A 21809-nucleotide genomic window follows, 5' to 3' on the forward strand; every position below is an offset into this window, starting at 1 on the left:
CCGGGTCAGCGGCGCGAGCCGCGGTGGCGCGACCCGGTGTTGCGGATGCCGGGGGGACGTCCCGGCGGCGCGGCCTTGAAGGCCCGGCCGCCGGCCTTCTTGCCGGCCCCGGCAGTCCGGCCACCGGAGCGGGTCCGGCCCTCGCTGAGCAGCTCGAAGCGCAGGGCCCCGGCCACCGGTGCGGCCTCCACGAGCCGCACTTCGAGCCGGTCGCCGAGGCGGAACGTCTCCCCGGTGCGCTCGCCCACCAGGGCGTGGCGGCCCTCCTCGTGGCGGAAATAGTCGGCGCCGAGCTGCGAGACCGGCACGAAGCCGTCCGCGCCGGTCTCGTCGAGCTTGATGAACAGGCCGGCCCGGGTCACGCCGGCGATCTGGCCCGCGAAGGTCGCGCCGACCTGGTCGGCGAGGTGGTGGGCGATGAGCCGATCGATCGTCTCGCGCTCGGCCGCCATGGCTCGGCGCTCGGCCGCCGAGATCTGCTCGCCGATCTGCGCCAGCTCGCCGAGGGAGACGTCGCTCGCGAGCCCGTCCGATCCGAGCCGGCAGGCGGTGATCAGCGTCCGGTGCACGATCAGGTCGGCGTAGCGCCGGATCGGCGAGGTGAAGTGCGCGTAGCGGCGCAGGTTCAGGCCGAAATGCCCGAGATTCTCGGGGGCGTAGACGGCCTGGGCCTGGCTGCGCAGGATCACCTCGTTGAGGAAGACGCCGTGCTCGGTCTCGGCCGCCGTGGCGAGGATCCGGTTGAACAGGGCGGGGCGCAGCGCCCCTTCCTTGGGCAGCTTGATGCCCACCGAGGCCAGGACCTCGCCGAGCGCCCGCATCTTCTCCAGGGCGGGCTCGTCGTGGACGCGGTAGATCAGGGGCTGTCGGGCCTGCTCCAGGGTCTCGGCGGCGGCGACGTTCGCCTGGATCATGAACTCCTCGATCAGCCGGTGGGCGTCGAGGCGCTCCGGCACGATCACCCGGTCGACCGCGCCCTCGGGCGAGAGCAGGACCTTGCGCTCGGGCAGGTCGAGGGCCAGCGGCCCCCGGCGGTCGCGGGCCGCGCGCAGGGCCGCGTAGGCCGCCCAGAGGGGGCGAAGGGCCGTCTCCAGAAGCGGCCCGGTCGCATCGTCCGGGCGCCCGTCGATGGCGGCCTGCGCCTGCGCGTAGGCGAGCTTCGCGCGGGAGCGCATCATCACCCGGTGGAAGCCGTGGCGGCGCTTCTCGCCGTCGGCGGCGATGACCATCCGCACCGCCAGCGCCGGCCGGTCCTCGCCCTCGCGGAGCGAGCAGAGATCGTTCGAGATCCGCTCGGGCAGCATCGGCACGACCCGGTCGGGGAAGTAGACCGAGTTGCCCCGTTCCAGGGCCTCGCGGTCGAGGCTGGAGCCCGGCCGGACATAGGCGGCCACGTCCGCGATGGCGACGGTGAGGATGAAGCCGCCGGGATTGGCCGGGTCGGGATCGGCCTCGGCCATGACGGCATCGTCGTGGTCCTTGGCGTCCGGCGGGTCGATGGTCAGGAGGGGCCGGTCGCGCCAGTCCTCGCGGCCCTTCAGCGTGGCGGGCCTGGCGGCGTCGGCCTCCGCCAGGGTCGCGTCGGCGAAGACGTGCGGGATGTTGTGGAGGTGCAGCGCGATCAGGCTCACCGCCTTCTCGGAACCGAGCGAGCCCAATCGCTCGCGCACACGCCCCTTCGGCAGGCCGAACCGGGTCTCGCGCTCCAGCGAGACGCTGACGAGGTCGCCGTCGCGGGCCTGCCCCTCCTCGCCGGGCGGGATCAGGATCTCGCGGCCCTGCGCGCGCTTCTCGACGGGCACGATCCGGCCGCCCTGCGCGCCGGCCCGGTAGACGCCGATGATCTCGGCCTTGTTCTTCCCGATGACCTTGACGACCCGGCCGGCGTAGCCACCCTCCGCGTCGCGCTCGACCCGGATCAGGGCGCGGTCGCCGATGCCCGGGGCCGGACGGTTGCCCTTCCGGGGGCCGCGCGGCTGCACCAGAACGATGGCGGGCGGCTTGCCGGTCCCGGTCCACTCCACCGGGATCGCCAGGAAGTCGCCGTGGCGGTCGCGGGAGCGGATGTCGGCCAGCACGACCGGCGGTAGGTGGCCCGCCGGGGCGAGGCCGCCGCGGCCGCGGTCGAGGGCGCCGTCCTCTTCGATCTCCTTCAGGACGCGCTTCAGGTCGATCTTGGCGGCCCCCTTGATGCCGAAGGCCTTGGCGATCTCCCGCTTGCCGACGCGCTCCTTCGACTCGGCGACGAAGGCGAGGATCTGCTCACGGGTGGGGAAGGGCTGCGGAGCGGCGGGCTCGGCCGCCGGGGCGGTGGTGCGTCGTGCCAAAAGGGGGGTGCCGGACAGTTCTGCGATAGACGGGACCCGCGTGCGGGCGCGGGACCGAGGCGTCGGTCCTGTGCGTGTAACATGGGTGTCCCGCCCGCGCGCGGCAACGTTGTCCCGGCAATCCTCAACAGGCGCGATCAGCCCGTCGACGCGCTCTTCCGGATGCGCGCCACGGCCAGGTCCACGTTGAGGCCGGGCGCTAGGAGTTCGTCCAGGGTGAAGGGGCAGGCGCGCGGCAGGGTCAGGTTCACCCGTCCCTCGAGCGGCGCGAGTTCCGGTCTCTCCGCCTCCTGCACGGCGAGCGTCCAGGCGCCGTCCATCCGCACGCTCTCCGGCCCGGGCGGGTCGCCCGCGAGGTCGGCGAGCTTGGCGCGACCCGCGTCGCGGCAGGCGCGGCTCAGGCCGTCATCGGAGAGAAGTGCGGCCTTGATCAGCTCGGCCAGGGCATCCCTGACCCGTTCGACGCTCGCGTTCATGGGCATCCGTCTCGAAGGCCGCGGCCGGTCGCAGGTGCGTGGCAAGCCGGATGCCAGCGCGCCTCGTCCCGTCGCCGATGGTCTCCCGCGATCCGTCGGGTGTAGAAGGCGCGGATGATCCCGGTCCTGACCCGCCACACCGAGGCCGTGCCGCTCTACGCCGCGGCCTGCGCCGAGCTGCGCCTGCGCGGCTTCGAGGGCGACCTGACGCTGTCGGATGCCGACCGCACGGTCTTCTCCACGGACAACTCGATCTACCAAGTGGCGCCCGGGGGCGTGGCGTTTCCGCGCACCCGCGACGACCTCGTGCGCATCGCCAAGCTCCTCGACGACCCGCGCTTTTCCGAGATCGTGATCCGGCCCCGGGGCGGCGCGACCGGCACCAACGGTCAGTCGCTGGGCCACGGCCTCGTGGTCGACACCTCCCGGCACATGAACCGCATCCTGGAGATCGACGTCGGCAACCGCGTCGTCCGGGTCGAGCCGGGGGTGGTGAAGGACCAGCTCAACCGGGAGCTGGCCAAGCACGGCCTGTTCTTCGCGCCCGAACTCTCCACGTCGAACCGCGCCACGATCGGCGGCATGATCTCCACCGATGCCTGCGGGCAGGGCTCATGCCTCTACGGGAAGACCCGGGACCACGTCCTGGCCCTGACCTGCGTGCTCGCCGACGGCACGGTCTGGACCGCCGAGCCCCTGGACGCGGAGGGCCTCGCCGCCGCCAAGGGCCGCGACGACCGCGTCGGCGAGATCCACCGCACCGTCGACGCCGTCGTCACCGAGAACGCGGCGCTCATCGCCGAGCGCTTTCCCAAGCTCAACCGCTGCCTCACCGGGTACGACCTCGCGCATCTGCGCGACGCGGCCGGCCGGTTCGACCTCAAGAGCGTGATCTGCGGCTCCGAGGGGACGCTGGCGCTGATCGCCGAGGCGCGGCTCAACGTTCTGCCGATCCCGAAGGCCGCGGTCCTGGTCGCGCTGTCCTACGTGGATTTCGACGCGGCGCTCCGCGACGCGCAGGCGCTGCTGCCCTTCGGCGCCGCCTCGGTCGAGACCATCGACTCGACCGTGCTGGCGCTCGCCCGCAAGGATCCGATCTGGGCCGAGGTCCGGGCCTTCTTCCCCGACGACCCGGCCGGGCGACCGGTGGACGGCATCAACCTCGTGGAGTTCGTCGGCGACGACGAGACCGTCGTGGAGGCCGCCCTCGCGCGGCTCACCGGGATGCTGGAGGCCGAGCGCGGCACCGACACCAAGCGCCTCGGCTTCACCATCGCCCGGGGCGAGGCGATCGAGCGGCTCTGGACCATGCGCAAGAAGGCGGTGGGCCTGCTCGGCGCCGCCAAGGGCGACGCGCGCCCGATCCCGTTCGTCGAGGACACGGCGGTCCCGCCGGAGCGGCTCGCCGACTTCATCGCGGAGTTCCGCGCGCTGCTCGACGGCAAGGGGCTCCGCTACGGCATGTTCGGCCACGTCGATGCCGGCGTGCTGCACGTCCGGCCGGCCATCGACCTGAAGGATCCGGCCCAGAACGGCCTGATCCGCGAGGTCACGGAGGGCGTGGTCGCCCTGACCGCCAAGTACGGCGGCCTGCTCTGGGGCGAGCATGGCAAGGGGTTCCGCTCGGAATTCGTGCCGGCGACGTTCGGGCCGCTGATGCCGGCGCTGGAGGCGGTCAAGCGCGCCTTCGACCCGGGCGACCGGATGAACCCGGGCAAGATCGCCTCGGCCAGGGGCGCGGGCCTCACCCGGATCGACGGCGTGCCGCGGCGGGGCGAGCAGGACCGCGCCATACCGGCGCCGGTCCGGGAGGATTTCGACGCGGCGCTCCACTGCAACGGCAACGGCGCCTGCTTCAGCTTCGACGCGGACGAGGCCATGTGCCCGTCCTGGAAGGCGACGCGGGAGCGGCGACACTCGCCCAAGGGTCGCGCCTCGCTGATGCGCGAGTGGCTGCGCCGCGCCGCGGAGGCCGGGATCGACCCGGCCGCCGAGCTGGCGCGGCAGCCCGCCGGGTGGCTCTCCGACGTGGCGGCGACCCTGCGGAGTCGCCTCCGCGGCCGGTCCGAGGCCGACGACTTCTCCCACGCCGTCAAGGAGGCGATGGACGGCTGCCTCGCCTGCAAGTCCTGCACGGGATCCTGCCCGATCAAGGTCGACGTGCCGACCTTCCGGGCGAAGTTCCTGGCGCTCTACCACACGCGCTACGCCCGGCCGCTGAAGGACCATCTCGTGGCGGCGCTGGAGCCGCTGCTGCCGCTGGCGGCGCGGGCGCCGCGCCTGAGCAACGCGGTCCTGGCCAACCCGCTGGCCCGGCTGATCCTGGCCCGGGCCGGGCTGGTCGCGATCCCGGCCCTGTCGCCGGTCGCGCTCGCGGCGCGGCTGGCGGAAAGCGGCGTCGCCGTCGCGACCTCGGACGCCCTGGCCCGACTGGATGCGCAGGAGCGCGCGCGGTCCGTGCTGGTGGTGCAGGACGCCTTCACCAGTTACTTCGACGCGGCGGTCGTGGCCGACAGCTGCGACCTCCTCGCCGCCCTCGGCTTCCGGCCCTGGCTCGTGCCCTACCGGCCGAACGGCAAGCCGCTGCACGTGCACGGCTTCCTGGCGCGGTTCGCCGCCGTCGCCCGGTCCAACGTCGCGATGCTGCGCGACCTCGCCGGGCACGGCGTGCCCCTGGTCGGGATCGATCCGTCGATGACGCTGACCTACCGGTCCGAGTACGCGCAGGCGCTCGGCGGCGACCTTCCGAAAGTCCACCTCCTGCAGGAATGGCTCGCCGGCCGCCTCGACCGGATCGCGCCGGGGCAGGGCGGGCGCACGCTGCGGCTGCTGCCGCACTGCACCGAGCGCACCAACGCGCCGGGCGCGGTGCGGGACTGGCAGGCCGTGTTCGCCCATCTCGGCCTGCGGCTCGAAGTGCCGGCCGCCGGCTGCTGCGGCATGGCGGGGACCTACGGGCACGAGGCGCGCCACCGCGCCACCTCAGAGGCGATCTACGGCCTGAGCTGGGCCCGCCACGTCGCCGAGGCGCCCGGCTGCACGCTGCTGGCGGACGGCTATTCCTGCCGCTCGCAGGCCAAGCTGGTCGACGGCGTGCGGCTGCGGCACCCGGCCCAGGCGCTGCTCGAGCATGTCCGTGCGGCCGCGGCGGCCGCCGCGCCGTTCCATCCCGAGCGCGCCGCGGCGGTGGCGCCGTGAGCCCCGCCATGAACGTCGCGGTCGTGGGGGCCGGCGCGGTCGGCTGTTACTACGGATTTCTCCTGGCGCGGGCCGGCCACGCGGTGACGCTGATCGGCCGTCCCGCCCTGGTCGAGGCGGTTGAGAAGGACGGTCTCGTGCTGGAGAGCGCGGCCGGGACGGCCTCGGTGCCCGTCCGGGCGACCGATGCGGGGGCGGGCGTGTCGGGCGCCGACCTCGTGCTGGTCTGCGTGAAGTCGGGCGACACCGAGGCGGCGGGCGCGATGATCGCCCCCCACCTCGATCCGGCCGCCACGGTCCTCAGCCTCCAGAACGGCGTCGACAACGCCGAGCGGCTCGCCGCCGTGCTGGGCCGCCCGGTCGTGCCGGTGGCGGTCTACGTCGCCACCGCGATGGCGGGCCCCGGCCACGTCCGGCACAACGGACGCGGCGACCTGATCCTCGGCGCGTCCGAGACGAGCGCGCGCGTCGCCGCCGCGTTCGCGGCGGCCGGCATCCCGACCACCGTCTCGGCGAAGGCCGTCGACGCGCTCTGGGCGAAGCTGATCATCAACTGCGCCTACAACGCCCTGTCGGCCCTGACGCAGCTGCCCTACGGCCGCCTGGTGGAGGGCGATGGCGTGGCCGCGGTCATCGCCGACGTCGTCCAGGAATGCGCGCGCGTCGCCGAGGCCGAGGGCGTGTCGGTGTCGCCCCGCATCCTCGACGACGTGATGGCGCTCAGCGCCGCCATGGCCGGCCAGCGCTCGTCCACCGCCCAGGACCTGGCCCGCGGCCGGCCGAGCGAGATCGACCACCTCAACGGCACGATCGTGCGCAGGGGCGCGGCGCACGGGATCCCGACGCCGGTCAACCGGCTGCTGCACGCGCTGGTCAAGCTCGCCGAGCGGCGGGACTGAGGCCGTCCTTGCACGGGCATGGACGTCGGCGGCCCGGTCCGCGGCGGGCGGTCACGCCCGCGCGGCGGCGTTGGCCTTGCGGGTCGCGGCGGCCTTCCGGGCGGAGGCGGAGCGCTCCGCGGCCGTCCGCCCGGCCGAGGCCTTGCCGCCGGACGCGCCGCCCTTGTGGGCGGCCGGGTGGCCGGTGGCCTTGCCGCGGCCCGATCCGCCCGGCTTCTTGCCGCCGCCGTCGTCCTTGTTGACGGTGGCCCAGGCCCGGGCCTCCGCCTCCTTCTCCGGCACGCCGCGGGACTCGTACGACTCGGCGATGTGCTCGGCCTTGCGCTTCTGCTTGTCGGTGTATTTCGACTTGTCGCCCTGGGACATGGGCCGTCTCCCGAAGCTCAGCCCACCCCGGTCGGACCGTCGAGGATCGCGCGGACGCGGCGGACTAGCTCCGTGCGCCGGTAGGGCTTGTTCAGGAGATCAAACTCCGAGCCGCCGATATCGGTTCGTTCCAGGCTCGCCTCCGCGTAGCCCGTGGCGAGCAGCACCTTGAGCTTGGGCTGGCGGCGCCGGGCCTCGCGGGCCAGGAGCACCCCGTTCATGCCCCCCGGCATGATCAGATCGGTGAACAGCAGGTCGACCTTCCCGCTCGAATCCAGGATCTCCAGGGCCTCGCGGGCGTTGCTCGCCACCAGCGTCGTGTAGCCGAAGTCCCGCAGGATCGTGCGGGCGAGTTCGGCCACGTCCTCGCGGTCGTCGACGATCAGGATCGTCTCGGTGCCCTGGCGGTCCACGGCCCGCAGCGAGATCTTCGCGGGCGCGTTGACGTCGCCGTCGGTCGCGGGGAACGACAGGCGCACCGTCGTGCCGGCCCCCACCGCCGACTCGATCTGCGCGGCGCCCCCCGACTGCTTGGCGAATCCGTAGACCATCGACAGGCCGAGGCCCGTGCCCTTGCCCTCCTCCTTGGTGGTGAAGAACGGGTCCATCACCCGGGCGAGCACGGCGGGCGGGATGCCGGTGCCGGTGTCCTTGATGGCGATGCTGACGTAGCGGCCGTCGCGCAGCGGCCCGATCTCGCGACCGCGCGAGGCGACCTCGCTGTTCTCGGTGGAGATCCGGACGGTGCCGCCCTCCGGCATCGCGTCGCGGGCGTTGATCAGGACGTTCAGGATCGCGACCTCGGCCTGGGTCGGGTCGACGCGGCAGTTCCAGAGATCCGGCGCGAGATCGAGTTCGACCTTCACGGCCTCGCCCACCGAGCGGGCGACCATCTCGCCCATACCCTCGATCAGGGTGTTGAGGTTGACCGCGCGTCCGTCCAGCCGCTGCTTGCGGGCGAAGGCCAGCAATTGCTGCGTCAGCGTCGTGGCGCGCTCGGCCGCCTGCCGGATGTTCTCGGTGGCGCGGCCGAGCCGCGCGCGGTCGGCGTCGGGCTTCTCCAGGCCGGCCGCCAGGATGTCGACGTAGCCGACGATCACCTGCAGCAGGTTGTTGAAATCGTGCGCGATGCCGCCGGTGAGCTGGCCGAGCGCCTCCATCTTCTGGGCCTGACCCAGCGCCTCCTCGGCGTCGCGGCGGCGCGAGACGTCGAGCTGCGAACCGAAGTAGTACACGAGCTCGCCGTCGGCATTGTAGACCGGAGAGACGAACAGGGCGTTCCAGAACGTCGAGCCGTTCTTGCGGTAGTTCAGGATCTCGGTGGCGAATTCCCGCTTCTCGGCGATCGCCGCGCGGACCTGCGCGACGCTGTCGCGATCGGTGTCGGGACCCTGGAGGAAGCGGCAGTTGCGCCCGATCAGCTCTTCCGGCGTGTAGCCGGTCATCGCCAGGAATGCCCGGTTGGCGAAGATGATCGGGTTGTCGGGCTGGCGCGGATCGGTGACGATCATCGGCATCCGCGTCGTCTCGACGGCCGCGAAGAAGATGTCGCTCTTGCGGTCGCTGATGTCGCTCGGGGCGCTGTCCCGGATCGGCGGACTCGGCCCGGAGGGCGGCGTTTCTGGCGTCTCAGACATGCGAGGCGGTCGTCACCTTCCAGGCCGGGAAAGACCTCTGCGCGCGGTCGATCACGAAATGCGTGCGCGAGATTAGCGGCCGGACGGCCGAAGTCGACCTTGTATCCCCAGCGGCGGTGTCGCGCGACGAGCTCATGCCGCGGCGGGCCGCGCCGCCTCGGAGGGCGTGCCCACGGGCGCCGGGACGAGCCGGGGCGGCGCGGGTTCACGGCAGGCGCCCAGCACCGCCGACAGCGCCTCGTTGAGCGACGTCACGAGAAAATCCGCCGAGGTCGCTCGGCGCAGCCGCTCCAGCGTCGCCGGATCGCGCTCCCGCCAGAAGCCGACCATGATGCGGACGCCCGGCACCGCGGCCCGGGCCTGCCGGACGGTGAACCGGATCTGCGACAGGCTCACCGGCTCCAGGTAGGAGAAGCAGATCAGCGCGAGGCCGTCCGGGTTCTCGGGCCGCTCCCCGGCGCGGATCGCCGCCATGGACAGGATCTGCGAGGCCAGCCCGTGGCGCGCGAGGATCTGGCTCAGCATCAGCGTCGCCGCCTCGTCGAACGGGCCGCGGCTCGACACGCACAGGACCGGCGTCGCGCTGCGCCAGTTCGGCGCGAGGTCCTCGCGCTCGAGGACGATGCCGGCCACCTTCCGGTCGGGTCCGACGGCCGCCAGTGCCGCCGCGGTCTCGGTGTCGGGCCCCCGGCCGGATCCCCGCCGGGAACGGCGGCCGACCGGCGCCGTGCCGAGGCGGTCCACCACCGTCCGGATCGCCGCGCCGACCTCCTCCTGCCGCGCGCGGTCCAGGGTGCCGCGCGACAGATCCTCCTGCGCCAGCAGCAGGCCCGCGAGGGCGACCTCGTCGTAGTAGGTGACGAGGGCGCGTTCCTTCAGGAACTGCCAGCCCTGGTCGATCGCCTCCACCGGGTCGCCGGCCAGCATGCGCTGGTAGAAGATCTCGGGCGGCGACAGCGCGGGCTGATCGCCGAGCAGCACGTCGAGATACCAGAGTCGCTCCACGTGCCGGCCCAGCACCACCAGGCACACGGTGAGCGGCGTGGCCAGCACGAGGCCGATCGGCCCCCAAAGGAACGTCCAGATCGTCGCTGCCAGGATGACGGCGACCGGCGAGAGGCCGGTGGAGTGCCCGTAGAGCAGCGGCTCGACCACGTGGCCGCAGATCGGCTCGACCACGAGGAACAGGGCCGCGGTGGCGATCACCATGCTCCAGCCGGGATCGACGGCGGCGGCCAGGATCAGCGGCAGCAGGGCGCTGATCGCCGCGCCGATGTAGGGCACGAAGCGGAGGATCGCCGCGAGGACGCCGAACAGGGTCGGGCTCGGGACGCCGATCACCCAGAGTCCGAGGCCGATGACGAGGCCGAAGGCGATGTTGAGGGCGAGCTGGGCCAGGAAGAAGCGGCTCAGCCGGCTCGTGGCGTCGTCGATCGCCGCCGTCGTGCGCCGCAGATCGCCCGAGCCGCCGGCGAGCCGGATCGCCCGGTTCCGCAGGTCCTCGCGCTGGAGCAGGATGAAGATCGTGAAGATCAGGATCAGGCCCGTCGTGGCCAGCGGGTGCAGGATCGGGCCCGCGAAGGTCTGAAGCGTGTCGACGACGCTGGCGCGGGCGGGGGTGAGCTCGACCGTCAGGGGATGCGTGCGCGATCCGGGCTCGCCGCGGACCTCCGCGGCCGGCGGCGGCTGCAGGGTGGCGCTGAGATCCTGCACCATGTCGACGATCCGCGAGAGCGTGCCGGTCCCGGCCGTCGCCCCGCGCAGATCCTTGATCTTGGTGCGCATCACCTGGGTGTAGCGCGGCAGGTCGGAGGCGAGCTGGGACGCCTCGCTGGCGATCAGGCTGCCGATGCCGAACAGGGCGCCGAAGACGATCACCACCACCAGCAGGACCGCCGGGGCGCGGGGCACGCGCAGCCGCCGCAGCACGCGCACCGCCGGCACGAGGACGAAGCTCAGAAGGATCGCCAGCGTCACCGGCACGAGGATCTCGCGCGCCAGGTACAGGGCCGCCATCGTGGCGACGACGAGGAGGATCGACGCCAGCGCAACGAAGATCGGCAGGCCCTGCCGCAGGCGCTGGGCAGTGACGGGATCCTCGCTCACGGACACGCTCCACTCACATCGGGTCTCGGGGCCACAGGTCGCGCGTCCGTCGCGGGTCAGCTCGCCTGCGCGGTCTCGCCCAGGGCGGCGCTGATCTGGCTCAGCAGCTTCGAGAAATCGACGGGCTTCGGGTGGTAGTCGTCGCAGCCCGCCTGGATCGCCTTGTCGCGGTCGCCCGACATGGCGTGGGCCGTCAGCGCGATGATCGGGATCGCCCGCGTGTCGGTGCCGGATTTCAGCGTCCGGGCGACCGACCAGCCGTCGAGGACCGGCAGGTTCATGTCGAGGAGGATCACGTCGGGCTGGCCCGAGCGGGCCTGCCGGACGCCGGCCTCGCCGTCATGCGCGAGGATCACCTCGTAGCCGCGCCGCTTGAGGCGCCGGGAGAGGAAATCCCAGATCTCTTCGTGGTCCTCGACCAGCAGAATCTTCGCCATCAGAACTCGTAACCCCCGGCTCGCGTCGTGCCGGCCGGATGCCCAACGCGCGGCAACGCACAATCGCCCAACGTTCCTGCCGCGATTCCGGTCCCTGGAGAAGTGGCGCTCCGGTCCGCGGTTGACCCGTCGGTTCGCCGGTAAGAGCGTGCACGCCCACGAATCGACAATCCTCGGACGGGACGGAACGGCCAGTATGCCTGACATCGAGCTCTATCATTCGCCCAATACCCGCTCGTCGGGCGTGCGCGTGCTGCTCGAGGAACTCGGCGTCCCGTACCGGCTGCACGCGCTCAACATGCGCGCCGGCGAGCATCTCCAGGACGCCTACCGCGCCGTCAACCCGATGGCGAAGGTGCCGGCGATCCGCCACGGCGACGCCCTGGTGACCGAGCAGGCGGCCGTCTACCTCTACCTCGCCGACCTGTTCCCCGAGGCGGGGCTCGCCCCGGCGCCGACCGAGCCCGACCGGGCCACCTACCTGCGCTGGATGGTGTTCTACGGCTCCTGCTTCGAGCCCGCGGTGATCGACCAGTACCTGAAGCGGGAGCCGGGCCCGCGCGCCATGTCGGCCTACGCCGATTACGACAGCGTCATCGCCCGGGTGAAGGAGGCCCTGACGCCCGGCCCGTACCTGCTCGGCGCGCGCTTCAGCGCCGCCGACGTGCTGTGGGGCGGCGCCCTCGGCTGGACGACGGGCTTCGGCCTCGTCGCGCCCGACCCGGTGCTGACGGCCTACGTGGAGCGCATCCGGTCCCGCCCGGCCTCCCGGAAGGTCGCGGCCGCGGACGCGCAGCTCGCCGAGGCGCACCAGGCGGCCGCGCCCGCCTGAGCGCGGCCGGACTCTTGCTGGGGCTCCGGCCGGGGGCCGGCCCCGGCGCGCGGTCCGGTCTCCCGCCGCCGGCTCACTCCGCCGGGCGGCCCCCTCGCGCGTCCGGAACCCGTCGGCCCATGCGTCTGCTCGCTCCCCTCCTCGCCGCGCTCCTTCTCGCCGCCCCTGCCGAGTCCGCCGAGCTCACCGGCACGCTCAAGAAGATCCACGACAACAACAGGCTGGTCCTCGGCGTGCGCGATACCGCCACGCCGTTCAGCTACCTGGACCAGAACCAGAAGGTCGTCGGCTTCGCGGTCGACATCTGCCTGAGGATCGCCGACGCGGTGAAGCGCGAGCTGAAGATGCCGGGCCTCGAGGTCGGGATGGAGTTCGTCAACTCGTCGTCCCGCATCCCGCTGATGACCAACGGCACGGTCGATCTCGAGTGCGGGACGACCACCAACAACGCCGAGCGCAAGAAGCAGGTCGACTTCACCAACACGCACTTCCTGACGGCGACCCGCTTCGTGTCCCGCAAGGACCAGCACATCGCCGGCCTGGACGACCTGCGCGGCAAGACGGTCTCGTCGGTCGCCGGCTCGACCAACATCCTGATGCTGATCAAGGCCAACAACGAGCGCAAGCTCGGCATCACGGTGATCGCCGCCAAGGACGTCCCGGAGGGATTCCTCATGGTCGAGACCGGCCGGGCGGCGGCCTTCGTCATGGACGACGTGCAACTCAGCGTGATCGCGGCCCAGTCCAAAGAGCCCGCCGCCTACGTGGTCAGCGAGGAGACCCTGTCCAACCCGGAGCCCTACGGGATCATGCTGCGCAAGGACGACCCGGCCTTCAAGGCGGTGGTCGACCGGGCGACGGCCGATCTCTACCGGAGCCCCGAGATCACGGCGCTGTACGACCGCTGGTTCCTGAGGCCCGTGCCGCCGCGCGGCCTCAACTACAACGTGCCGCTGTCGTCGGCCCTGCGCTGGGCCTTCGCGCACCCGACCGACAATTCGGATCCCGCGTTCTACGCGCACTGATCTGTCGCGCGGCGGGGTTCCGCTCCGGCGAGGGAGATGCGATGCCGCGAGTCTGATCCCGCCCGCGTCGCGAAGCGTGCCATGACCGACAGCACAGAGCCGGCTCTCTCGTCCCGTGCGGCCGTCTCCGCGCCGCCGGCCACGTCGATCCCGCGGCTGATCCTCGTGCTGGCCTGCGCGGGGTTCGGAAGCACCTTCGCGCTCCGCTCGGTCGAGCCCCTGGTCGGCGTGCTCGCGCGGGATCTCGCGAGCGACGCCCACACGGTGGCGCTCCTCTCCACCGCCTTCGCGCTGCCCTACGCCTTCATCCAGCCGGTGCTCGGCCCGATCGGCGACGCGCTCGGCAAGGAGCGGGTGATGAGCACCTGCCTCGCGGTGCTCGCCGTCGCGCTGACGCTGTGCAGCGTCGCGCCGGATATCGGCAGCCTGTTCGGCCTGCGCATGCTGGCGGGGGCGGCCGCGGGCGGCTGCATCCCGCTCTCGCTGGCGCTCCTGGGCGACCGGGTGCCGATGGAGAGCCGTCAGGTGGCGATCGGGCGCTTCCTCGTGGCGGTGATCCTCGGCCAGCTCTCGGGCTCGACCTTCGCGGGCCTGATCGAGGCGGCGATCGGCTGGCGCGGCGTCTTCGCGGTCACCGCCGCGGTGGCGGCCCTGGCCTGTGCGGCGACCGTCTTCGGCTTCGACCGGGCCGGCCGGGCCCCGGCCCGCCGCCCCGCCTTCGGCGAGGCGGTGACGCGCTACCGGACGATCCTGCGCAATCCGCGGGCGCGGGTGCTGTTCGCGGCGGTGTTCATCGAGGCGATCGCGATCTTCGGCGTGTTCCCGCATCTCGCGCCGCTGATCGAGGCGCGGGGGGAGGGTGGCCCGCGCGAGGCCGGTCTGGTCCTGGCGGGGTTCGCGGTCGGCGGCCTGCTCTACTCGGCGCTCGTCGGGCTGCTGGTGCGGCTGCTCGGCCTGCCGCGGATGCTGATCGGCGGCGGGCTGATCTGCGGCGCATCGCTCACCGTGGTCGGGCTCGCGGGCTCCTGGCAGGTCGACTGCGCCGCGCTCACCGCCATGGGCCTCGGCTTCTACATGCTGCACAACACCTACCAGACGCAGGTCACCGAGGTCGCGCCCAAGGCCCGCGCCTCCGCGGTGGCGCTCCACGCCTTCTCGTTCTTCTGCGGTCAGGCGCTCGGCGTCGCGGTGATCGGGCAGGCGCTGCTCCGGCTCGGCCAGCTCGGGGCGCTCCTGGGGTGCGCCGTCACCATCCTGGCGCTCGGGATCGCCACGGCCATCGCCCTGCGGCAGAAGCCGGCGCCGGTGGCGTTCCCCAGCTGAGGTCAGGGCCGCCGCAGCGCCAGACCTTTCAGGTCGAAGTCCGGATCGGCCGCCTGGTCGGGCGTCAGCGGCGTTCCGGCCGTGAGCAGGCGCCGCGCGATCATGTGGTCGCCCGCCCGGTCGACGGATTCCACCGCGCTCAGGTGCCCGTCGCGGAAGCGGAAGACCGAGAAGGCGTCGCCGGTCCCGCGGACGACGCTGGCATCGCCGGGCCCCGACAGGCCGGCGATCTGCAGCTTGTGGGGACCCTGGTCGCTCCAGAACCACGGCAGCGCGCCGTAGGAGGCCGGCTTGCCGGTGAGCCGCGCCGCGAGGCAGCGGCCCTGGTCGATGGCGTTCTGCACGGACTCGATCCGCACCGTCCCGTCCGGCGTCAGCCCGCGGGCGAAGGGGATGGGGAAGCGGGCGCAGTCGCCGATCGCCGAGATGGCCGGGTCGGGCGTCGCCAGGAACGCGTCGACCCGCACGCCGTCCTCGGCCGGCAGGCCGGCCTCCGCGGCGAGTTCCCGGTTCGGCAGGACGCCGATCCCCACGAGGATCAGGTCGGCCGCGAGTTCCCGTCCGTCCGCCAGGGCGACGCCGGCGGCGCGGCCGTCCCGCCCGACGATCGCCGTCACGCCGGCCCCGAAGGCGAAGCGCACGCCCATCGCCGCGTGGGCGCGGCGGAAGAACGCGCCCATCTCGGACGAGACCGCCCGGGCCATGGGCCGCTCGGCCGCCTCGATCACCGTCACCGGGAGGCCGCGCGCGGCCGCGACGGCGGCGAATTCGAGCCCGATGAAGCCGGCCCCGACGACCACGATGGCCCGGGCCGTCGCGAGCGATTCCTTGAGGGCGTCGGCATCCGCGAGGCCGCGCAGCTGGCGCACGCCCGCGAGTTCGGCGCCCGGGACCGGCAGGGGGCGGTTGCGCGCGCCGGTGGCGAGCACGAGGTGGTCGTAAGGGAGGTCGGTGCCGTCCGAGAGCTGCAGGCGGCGCGCGTCCCGGTCGATCGCGACGGCGCGGAGCCCCGGACGGTGCGCGACGGCGTGCTCGGCGAAGAAGCCGGGCGGGCGCAGGAACAGGCCCTCCTGGTCGGTCTTGCCGGCGAGGTAGGCCTTCGAGAGGGGCGGCCGCTGGTAGGGCAGGGCGGCCTCGTCGCCCACCAGGGTGATCGGGTTCCGGAACCCGCCCTCCCGCAGGGAGGCGGCGAGCTGGAAGCCGGCCTGCCCGGCCCCGGCCACGACGACGCCGGCGCTCACGCCCTGGCTCCCGCCGGCACGAGACCGCTCTGGGCGACGCCCGGGAGGCTGCGCGCGCCCTCCGACATCAGGTAGGACCAGACCGCGGAGGCGGCCGGACCCAGCACCTTGTCGGCGCGCCGGACCGCGTACCAGTCGCGCCGGATCGGAAGGCCCCTGACGTTGAGGAGGACGAGGCGCCCGCTCTCCAGCTCGGCCGCCACGGAATGCACCGAGAGCAGCGCGATCCCAAGCCCGGCCATCACCGCCTGCTTGATGGTCTCGTTCGACCCGGTGTCGATGTCCAGCGGCGCCCGCTTGACCAGGACGCCGCTCATGAACTCCTCGAAGACCATGCGGGTGCCCGAGCCCTCCTCGCGCAGGAAGAACGGCTGGTCGGCGAGGTCCTCGCGGTTCAGGTCGGTCCTGCCCGCCAGGGGATGGCCCGGCGGCGCGATCAGCACGATCGGGTGCGGCCCGAACGTGGCGGCCTCGATCGGGAAATCCCGGGGCGGGCGGCCCATCAGGGCGAAGTCGATCTCGTAGCCGCGGAGCGCCTCCACGGTCTGGCCGCGGTTGCGCACCGACAGGCTGATCTCGACGCCGGGGTGCTTCTTGACGAAGCCCGCGATCACCTGCGGGGCGAAGTACTTGGCGGTGGAGACGACGCCCAGTGCCACGCGCCCGCCCTCCGCGCCGCGCAGGGTGCGCAGGCGGTCGGTGCAGGTCTCCAGCACCGTGTTGATGCTGTCGATCGCCCAGAGCATCTCGCGGCCGGCATCGGTCGGCTTGAGGCCGCCCGGCGTCCGGTCGAACAGCAGCAGACCGGCCTCCTCCTCGAGCTGGCGGATGCGCGCGTAGAGGGCGGCCGAGGTGACGTTCAGCTCCTGCGCAGCCCGGGTCATGGTGCCGAGGCGGGCCACGGCAGCGACCGCCTGAAGCTGCTTGAGGGAGAGGTTGCGCATGGCGGATTTCTCGGCGGACATCTCGTTTTTTTCGTCCTATGGCACAAGATCGCACAGAAATCTTGAAGGCCCGGCCGCGGGTTCCTGTCGATCCGGCGGCAGAGACCGCTATCCTGGCAGCGAGGCGGCCGCTACAGAGCCGGCGCGGAACGCGCGATCCCGGCGGACGGGATCCGAGCAGGAGGAGTAGGCCGATGGCAATTTCAGCGGCGATCGGGACCCCCCTCGAGACCTGCCTGGCGCAGGCCGTGGACGCCAATCCGGCGCTGAAGGACGCCGCCGCGGTGGTCGCGGCCGTGGCGCGGTCGGCGGTGGAGATCAGCGAGCGCATCGGGCGCGGCGCGCTCGGCGGCGACCTCGCGGCGGCCGGCGATCACAACAGCGACGGCGACGTCCAGAAGGCCCTCGACGTCATCGCCCACGAGAGCGTGACCGCGGCGCTGCGGGGCGCCCCGGTCGCCGAGGTCGCCTCCGAGGAGGCCGAGGAGGTGATGCGCCTGAACCCGGACGCGCCTCTGGCCGTCGCCATCGACCCGCTCGACGGCTCCTCCAACATCGGCGTGAACATGGCCGTCGGGATGATCTTCGGCATCCGGCCGTCGATCAAGGATCCCGCGAACCCGCTGGCCTCGTTCACGACCCCCGGCTCGACGCAGATCGCCGCGGGCTTCGTCACCTACGGCCCGGCCACCGCGCTGATCCTGACGCTCGGCGAGGGCACCCAGTCCTACGTGCTCGACCGTGCCGAGGGCCGGTTCAAGCTGACGAGCCCGGCCATGTCGGTGCCGCCCTCCACCAAGGAGTTCGCCATCAACGCCTCGAACGCCCGGCACTGGGACGCCCCGGTGAAGGCCTATATCGAGGATTGCCAGCGCGGCACCGAGGGGCCGCGCGACAAGGACTACAACATGCGCTGGCTCGCCTCCCTGGTGGCCGACATCCAGCGCGTTCTGACCCGCGGCGGCGTGTTCCTCTATCCGGGCGATGCCCGGAAGAACTACGCCCGCGGCCGCCTGCGGCTGCTCTACGAGGTCGCCCCCGTGGCGATGCTGGTCGAGCAGGCCGGGGGCGCCGCCACCGACGGCCAGACCCGCATCCTCGACATCGTGGCCAACGGCATCCACGAGCGGGCGCCGCTGGTCTGCGGCTCCACCGAGGAGGTGACGTGCGTCGCCACCTACTATGCCGGCGGCAAGCCCGATGCCGGCCGCTCGCCGCTCTTCGGCCAGCGCGGCCTGATGCGGTCATAACCGCACCGTGAAGTCGTAAAGGCATGTCGGCGCGGCACCCCATCATCTCGGTGACCGGCTCCTCCGGGGCCGGGACCACCTCGGTGCGCAACACCTTCGAGCAGATCTTCCGCCGCGAGGACGTGCGGGCGGTCTTCATCGAGGGGGACGGCTTCCACGCCTTCGACCGCGACACGATGCGGGCGATGATGGCGAACGAGCCGACACTGTCCCACTTCGCGCCGCGGGCCAACCTCCTGCCCGAGCTGGAGGCGGTATTCCGCAGCTACGCCGAGTCCGGGACGGGCCGGACCCGTCACTACGCCCACGATCAGCACGACGCGCAGGCCTACGGCATCCCGGAGGGCAGTTTCTCGGACTGGGAGACGTTCCCACCCGATTCCGACCTGCTGTTCTACGAGGGCCTGCACGGCTGCGTCGCCGATCAGGACGTCGACATCGCCCGCTACGCCGACCTGAAGATCGGCGTCGTGCCGGTGATCAACCTCGAATGGATCCAGAAGCTGCACCGGGACCGCTCGTTCCGCGGCTACTCCACCGAGGCGGTGACCGACGTGATCCTGCGGCGCATGCCCGACTACGTGCAGACCATCTGCCCGCAATTCTCGTTCACCGACATCAACTTCCAGCGGGTGCCGACGGTCGACACGTCGAACCCGTTCATCGCCCGCTGGATTCCCACCGCCGACGAATCGATGGTCGTGATCCGCTTCAAGGACCCGAAGGGGATCGACTTCTCGTATCTCGTCTCCATGATTCACGACAGTTTCATGAGCCGGGCCAACTCCATCGTGATCCCCGGCGGCAAGCTCGACCTGGCGATGCAGCTGATCCTGACACCGATGATCATGCAGCTCGTCGAGCGCCGCCGCCGGCTGGCCTGAGCCGATCCCGAAAGCCTCCCATGCTCGCACCCGTCATCGCCCCGTCGATCCTGTCCGCCGACTTCTCGAAGCTCGCCGAGGAGACGCGCGCCGTGGACGCGGCCGGGGCCGACTGGATCCACCTCGACGTGATGGACGGCCATTTCGTGCCCAACATCACCTTCGGGCCGCCGGTGGTGAAGGCGCTCCGGCCCCACACCCAGAAATACTTCGACGTGCACCTGATGATCGCGCCAGCGGATCCGTACCTGGCGGCGTTCGCGCAGGCCGGCGCCGACGGCATCACGGTCCACGCCGAGGCCGGGCCGCACATCCACCGCTCGCTTCAGACCATCCGCGACCTCGGCAAGCGCGCCGGCGTGGCGATCAACCCGGGCACGCCGGCCGCCATGGTCGAGCCGGTGCTCGACCTCGTGGATCTCGTGCTGGTGATGACCGTCAATCCCGGCTTCGGCGGCCAGAGCTTCGTCAAGGGCGCGATGGAATCGGTGGCGCGGGTGCGCGCCATGGTGGCGGGCCGGGACATCCGCATCCAGGTCGACGGCGGGATCGATCCCGAGACCGTGAAGGTCGCGAGCCGCGCCGGGGCCGACACGTTCGTTGCCGGCAACGCCGTGTTCAGCGGCGGCCCGGACGCCTACGCCGAGCGCATCGCGGCGATCCGCGAGGGCGCGGAGGGCGCCTCCGGTCGCGACCTGTCGTGCTGAGGGCGCTGATCTTCGACGTCGACGGGACCCTCGCCGAGACGGAGGATCTGCACCGGCAGGCGTTCAACCGCGCCTTCGCGGAGCTCGGCCTGCCCTGGCGGTGGGACGAGGCGCTCTACGCCGACCTGCTGGCCGTCATGGGCGGCAAGGAGCGGCTCGCCCACTTCATCGACAGCGCGCACCCGGCGGACGCGGAGGCGCTCCACGCGCGCGCGCCGGAGATCCACGCCCGCAAGACGCGCGCCTACGGCGACCTCGTCGCGCAGCACGGCCTGCCGCTGCGTCCCGGGATCGCCCGGCTGATCGCCGAGGCCCGGGCGGCGGGAATCCGGCTCGCCGTGGCCACCACGACGAGCCGCCCGAACGTCGACCGGCTGCTCGCCGCCAACTTCCCGCCGGGCGCCGCGCCCTTCGACGTGATCGCGGCCGGCGACGAGGCGAGCCGCAAGAAGCCCGCACCCGACGTCTTCCTGCTGGCGCTCGCCGGTCTGGGCATCCCGGCCTCCGAGGCGGTGGCCTTCGAGGATTCGGCCGCCGGCATCAGCTCGGCCCGTTCCGCCGGTCTGCCGGTCCTCGCGACCCGGAGCCGCTACACCGAGAGCCACCGGCTCGACGGCGCCTTCTCGGCTGTCTCGGATCTCGGCGAGCCGGAGCGGCCGCATCGGCACCTCGCGGGCGTCGCGTGGCCCGGCGGGGTCGTGGATCTGGCCGCCCTGATCCGGTGGCACGAAGCGCCGGACGGTCAGAGCGCGCCGTTCGAGGCGATGGGCACCGGCCGGTAGCCCGACCCGTCGCCTGCGCCTGATCGGCATCGCGATCGTACATCACGTGCCAGTCCGGGTGCTTCAGGAAGAGGGTCGGGATGTCGGTCACGTCGGACCGGGCCAGAGGGCGTCCGTCCCCGATGCGATCGCGACTGCCGTGTGGCCCGGCCTTCGGCCGGGCGCCGCTGCCGAGACCCAGGGCAGCCCCGCCGGCGAGCGCGCCGCGCACCGGATCGCGACGGTCCGTGACCGGCACCGGATCCTCCCAGAGGCCCGCGCCCACGGGGCGCGACGTGGCCCCGTGGGCGAGGCCCTCGCGGCGGCGCGACGGGCCCGCGAAGGCCCGGGTCCTAGCGTCGGCCCAGCCGGCGGTCGGCGCGGGCATCCGCACGTCCGTGCGCCTCGGTGGCGAACAGCATCGTGCCGGCGACGACACCGAGCGCGGCCGCGAGCCCGAACTTGAGCCAGCGGGGATCGGCCGCCGCGACGTCGCCGGTCGCGCGGGCGTCGAAGCGGCCGTGGGCGCCGGGATCGGTGTCCACCGGGTCGTAGAGGTTGTCGGGGCGGTTCTTCTGTGCCTGCACGCCGGTCATCTCCCCGCGATAGCCGTGCCGGGCGAGGTAGCCGTCGATCCAGCCCGGAATCAGCATGTTCCCGATGATCGCCTTCCAGGCCGAGGCCCCGATCCACATTTCCCGCGGCGCGTCGTGCGCCGCTCGGAAGACGTGCCGGGCGATGGCCTCGGGCTGGTAGATCGGCGGCACCGGCTCGAGCTTGCGCGGCAGCCGCGAGCGGGCCCAGTCGAACTGCGGCGTGTTCACGGCCGGAAGCTGCACCATCGTCAGGCGTACCCGGCTGCGATCGTGCAGCAGCTCGCTGCGCAGGGAATCGACGAAGCCCCGCACGGCGGCCTTCGCGGCGCAGTAGCTCGCCTGGAGCGGGATCGACCGGTAGGCGAGCGCCGAGCCGACATGCACGATCGTGCCCCGGTCGCGCGGCACCATGTGGCGGAGCGCCGCCAGCGTGCCGTGCACCTGGCCGAGATAGGTCACCGCGGTGGCGCGGTGGAACTCCTCCGGGCTCGTCTCCTGAACGGGCGCGTAGACCGTCACCATCGCGTTGTTGACCCAGACGTCGATGCCGCCGAACGCCTCGGCCAGCTCGTCGGCCGCCTGGGCGACGGCCTCCGCGTCGGCGACGTCGGCCGCGAAGGCCAGGGCCCGGCCTCCGGCCCGCTCGACGTCGCGGATCGTGCCCCGCAGCCCCGCCTCGCCGCGCGCGATCAGCCCCACGTTCCACCCGTGCCGGGCGAACTCGTGGGCGACAGCGCGGCCGACGCCGGCGCTCGCACCCGTGACCATGACCGTGCTGCGTCCGTTCCGGCTCGACATCG

18 protein-coding genes are annotated in these 21809 nt (G+C 72.6%); 9 read left to right on the top strand and 9 right to left on the bottom strand.

Going from position 1 to position 21809, the window contains the following annotated elements; translation table 11 throughout:
• Positions 1–5 precede the first annotated feature (5 nt).
• Entirely contained in the window at positions 6–2327 is a 2322-nt protein-coding gene (gene rnr, locus ME121_RS07275; protein ID WP_059408594.1) for a ribonuclease R, read from the bottom strand.
• A 137-nt stretch (positions 2328–2464) separates the two neighbouring features.
• The gene (locus tag ME121_RS07280) at positions 2465–2803 is read right to left on the bottom strand and encodes a hypothetical protein (protein ID WP_043074193.1); all 339 of its coding nucleotides are present in this window, start codon (positions 2801–2803) and stop codon (positions 2465–2467) included.
• Positions 2804–2917: 114 nt separating this feature from the next.
• Between ME121_RS07280 and ydiJ the strand changes: the two genes are divergently transcribed.
• Positions 2918–6001, top strand: a complete 3084-nt coding sequence (gene ydiJ, locus ME121_RS07285) for a D-2-hydroxyglutarate dehydrogenase YdiJ (protein WP_059408595.1) — start codon at positions 2918–2920, stop codon at positions 5999–6001.
• Between the two features lie 8 nt (positions 6002–6009).
• Positions 6010–6900: a ketopantoate reductase family protein gene (locus tag ME121_RS07290; protein ID WP_029359585.1), complete on the top strand. Its 891-nt coding sequence runs from the start codon at positions 6010–6012 to the stop codon at positions 6898–6900.
• 51 nt (positions 6901–6951) lie between these two features.
• Here the strand turns inward: ME121_RS07290 and ME121_RS07295 are convergent, their stop codons facing one another.
• The 4 genes from ME121_RS07295 to ME121_RS07310 all read right to left on the bottom strand — a co-directional run bounded on the left by ME121_RS07295 (position 6952) and on the right by ME121_RS07310 (position 11446).
• On the bottom strand, positions 6952–7266 hold the full coding sequence (locus ME121_RS07295) for a hypothetical protein (RefSeq protein ID WP_012320505.1): 315 nt from the start codon (positions 7264–7266) through the stop codon (positions 6952–6954).
• Positions 7267–7283: 17 nt separating this feature from the next.
• Entirely contained in the window at positions 7284–8903 is a 1620-nt protein-coding gene (locus ME121_RS07300) for a hybrid sensor histidine kinase/response regulator (protein WP_012320504.1), read from the bottom strand.
• Between the two features lie 132 nt (positions 8904–9035).
• Positions 9036–11009: an AI-2E family transporter gene (locus ME121_RS07305; protein ID WP_012320503.1), complete on the bottom strand. Its 1974-nt coding sequence runs from the start codon at positions 11007–11009 to the stop codon at positions 9036–9038.
• Positions 11010–11065: 56 nt separating this feature from the next.
• Complete coding sequence (locus tag ME121_RS07310; protein WP_012320502.1) at positions 11066–11446, bottom strand: response regulator; 381 nt, start codon at positions 11444–11446, stop codon at positions 11066–11068.
• Between the two features lie 196 nt (positions 11447–11642).
• Between ME121_RS07310 and ME121_RS07315 the strand changes: the two genes are divergently transcribed.
• From ME121_RS07315 to ME121_RS07325, 3 genes are all read left to right on the top strand, one after another.
• Positions 11643–12278 (top strand): glutathione S-transferase family protein, encoded by a 636-nt coding sequence (locus ME121_RS07315; protein ID WP_029359582.1) that lies wholly within the window; start codon positions 11643–11645, stop codon positions 12276–12278.
• Between the two features lie 119 nt (positions 12279–12397).
• Entirely contained in the window at positions 12398–13303 is a 906-nt protein-coding gene (locus tag ME121_RS07320; protein ID WP_012320500.1) for an amino acid ABC transporter substrate-binding protein, read from the top strand.
• Between the two features lie 81 nt (positions 13304–13384).
• Positions 13385–14626, top strand: a complete 1242-nt coding sequence (locus ME121_RS07325; protein WP_174805093.1) for an MFS transporter — start codon at positions 13385–13387, stop codon at positions 14624–14626.
• Positions 14627–14628: 2 nt separating this feature from the next.
• Here the strand turns inward: ME121_RS07325 and ME121_RS07330 are convergent, their stop codons facing one another.
• Together ME121_RS07330 and ME121_RS07335 are read right to left on the bottom strand one after the other, a co-directional pair.
• Positions 14629–15867: an NAD(P)/FAD-dependent oxidoreductase gene (locus tag ME121_RS07330; protein ID WP_029359579.1), complete on the bottom strand. Its 1239-nt coding sequence runs from the start codon at positions 15865–15867 to the stop codon at positions 14629–14631.
• Positions 15864–16811: a LysR family transcriptional regulator gene (locus tag ME121_RS07335; RefSeq protein WP_024829247.1), complete on the bottom strand. Its 948-nt coding sequence runs from the start codon at positions 16809–16811 to the stop codon at positions 15864–15866. Before ME121_RS07335 ends, ME121_RS07330 begins: the two co-directional genes overlap by 4 nt.
• A gap of 194 nt (positions 16812–17005) precedes the next feature.
• On the opposite strand from ME121_RS07335, the gene ME121_RS07340 reads away from it, so the two are divergent.
• The 4 genes from ME121_RS07340 to ME121_RS07355 are packed head-to-tail and all read left to right on the top strand — an operon-like array spanning position 17006 to position 20434.
• Entirely contained in the window at positions 17006–18061 is a 1056-nt protein-coding gene (locus ME121_RS07340) for a class 1 fructose-bisphosphatase (RefSeq protein WP_043343283.1), read from the top strand.
• 23 nt (positions 18062–18084) lie between these two features.
• Complete coding sequence (locus ME121_RS07345; RefSeq protein ID WP_012320495.1) at positions 18085–18945, top strand: phosphoribulokinase; 861 nt, start codon at positions 18085–18087, stop codon at positions 18943–18945.
• Positions 18946–18965: 20 nt separating this feature from the next.
• Positions 18966–19652 carry a ribulose-phosphate 3-epimerase gene (gene rpe / locus ME121_RS07350; protein WP_012320494.1) on the top strand — a complete coding sequence of 229 codons (687 nt, stop codon included), beginning with the start codon at positions 18966–18968 and terminating at the stop codon, positions 19650–19652.
• Positions 19646–20434, top strand: coding sequence for an HAD-IA family hydrolase (locus ME121_RS07355; RefSeq protein WP_012320493.1), 789 nt, complete (start codon positions 19646–19648; stop codon positions 20432–20434). Before rpe ends, ME121_RS07355 begins: the two co-directional genes overlap by 7 nt.
• A gap of 332 nt (positions 20435–20766) precedes the next feature.
• On the opposite strand, the gene ME121_RS07360 is transcribed toward ME121_RS07355, so the two are convergent.
• Positions 20767–21807, bottom strand: a complete 1041-nt coding sequence (locus ME121_RS07360) for an SDR family oxidoreductase (protein WP_029359578.1) — start codon at positions 21805–21807, stop codon at positions 20767–20769.
• Between the last annotated feature and the right edge of the window lie 2 nt (positions 21808–21809).

This window comes from Methylobacterium sp. ME121 (genome assembly GCF_000974725.1).
In the GTDB taxonomy this organism is placed as follows: Bacteria; Pseudomonadota; Alphaproteobacteria; order Rhizobiales; family Beijerinckiaceae; genus Methylobacterium; species Methylobacterium radiotolerans.

Excerpts from the sequence above, each read along its gene's own strand:
- ME121_RS07280 (WP_043074193.1), bottom strand. The coding sequence starts at position 2,803 with ATGAACGCGAGCGTCGAACGGGTCAGGGATGCCCTGGCCGAGCTGATC.
- ydiJ (WP_059408595.1), top strand. The coding sequence starts at position 2,918 with ATGATCCCGGTCCTGACCCGCCACACCGAGGCCGTGCCGCTCTACGCC.
- ME121_RS07290 (WP_029359585.1), top strand. The coding sequence starts at position 6,010 with ATGAACGTCGCGGTCGTGGGGGCCGGCGCGGTCGGCTGTTACTACGGA.
- ME121_RS07295 (WP_012320505.1), bottom strand. The coding sequence starts at position 7,266 with ATGTCCCAGGGCGACAAGTCGAAATACACCGACAAGCAGAAGCGCAAG.
- ME121_RS07300 (WP_012320504.1), bottom strand. The coding sequence starts at position 8,903 with ATGTCTGAGACGCCAGAAACGCCGCCCTCCGGGCCGAGTCCGCCGATC.
- ME121_RS07310 (WP_012320502.1), bottom strand. The coding sequence starts at position 11,446 with ATGGCGAAGATTCTGCTGGTCGAGGACCACGAAGAGATCTGGGATTTC.
- ME121_RS07315 (WP_029359582.1), top strand. The coding sequence starts at position 11,643 with ATGCCTGACATCGAGCTCTATCATTCGCCCAATACCCGCTCGTCGGGC.
- ME121_RS07320 (WP_012320500.1), top strand. The coding sequence starts at position 12,398 with ATGCGTCTGCTCGCTCCCCTCCTCGCCGCGCTCCTTCTCGCCGCCCCT.
- ME121_RS07325 (WP_174805093.1), top strand. The coding sequence starts at position 13,385 with ATGACCGACAGCACAGAGCCGGCTCTCTCGTCCCGTGCGGCCGTCTCC.
- ME121_RS07335 (WP_024829247.1), bottom strand. The coding sequence starts at position 16,811 with ATGCGCAACCTCTCCCTCAAGCAGCTTCAGGCGGTCGCTGCCGTGGCC.
- ME121_RS07340 (WP_043343283.1), top strand. The coding sequence starts at position 17,006 with ATGGCAATTTCAGCGGCGATCGGGACCCCCCTCGAGACCTGCCTGGCG.
- ME121_RS07345 (WP_012320495.1), top strand. The coding sequence starts at position 18,085 with ATGTCGGCGCGGCACCCCATCATCTCGGTGACCGGCTCCTCCGGGGCC.
- rpe (WP_012320494.1), top strand. The coding sequence starts at position 18,966 with ATGCTCGCACCCGTCATCGCCCCGTCGATCCTGTCCGCCGACTTCTCG.
- ME121_RS07360 (WP_029359578.1), bottom strand. The coding sequence starts at position 21,807 with ATGTCGAGCCGGAACGGACGCAGCACGGTCATGGTCACGGGTGCGAGC.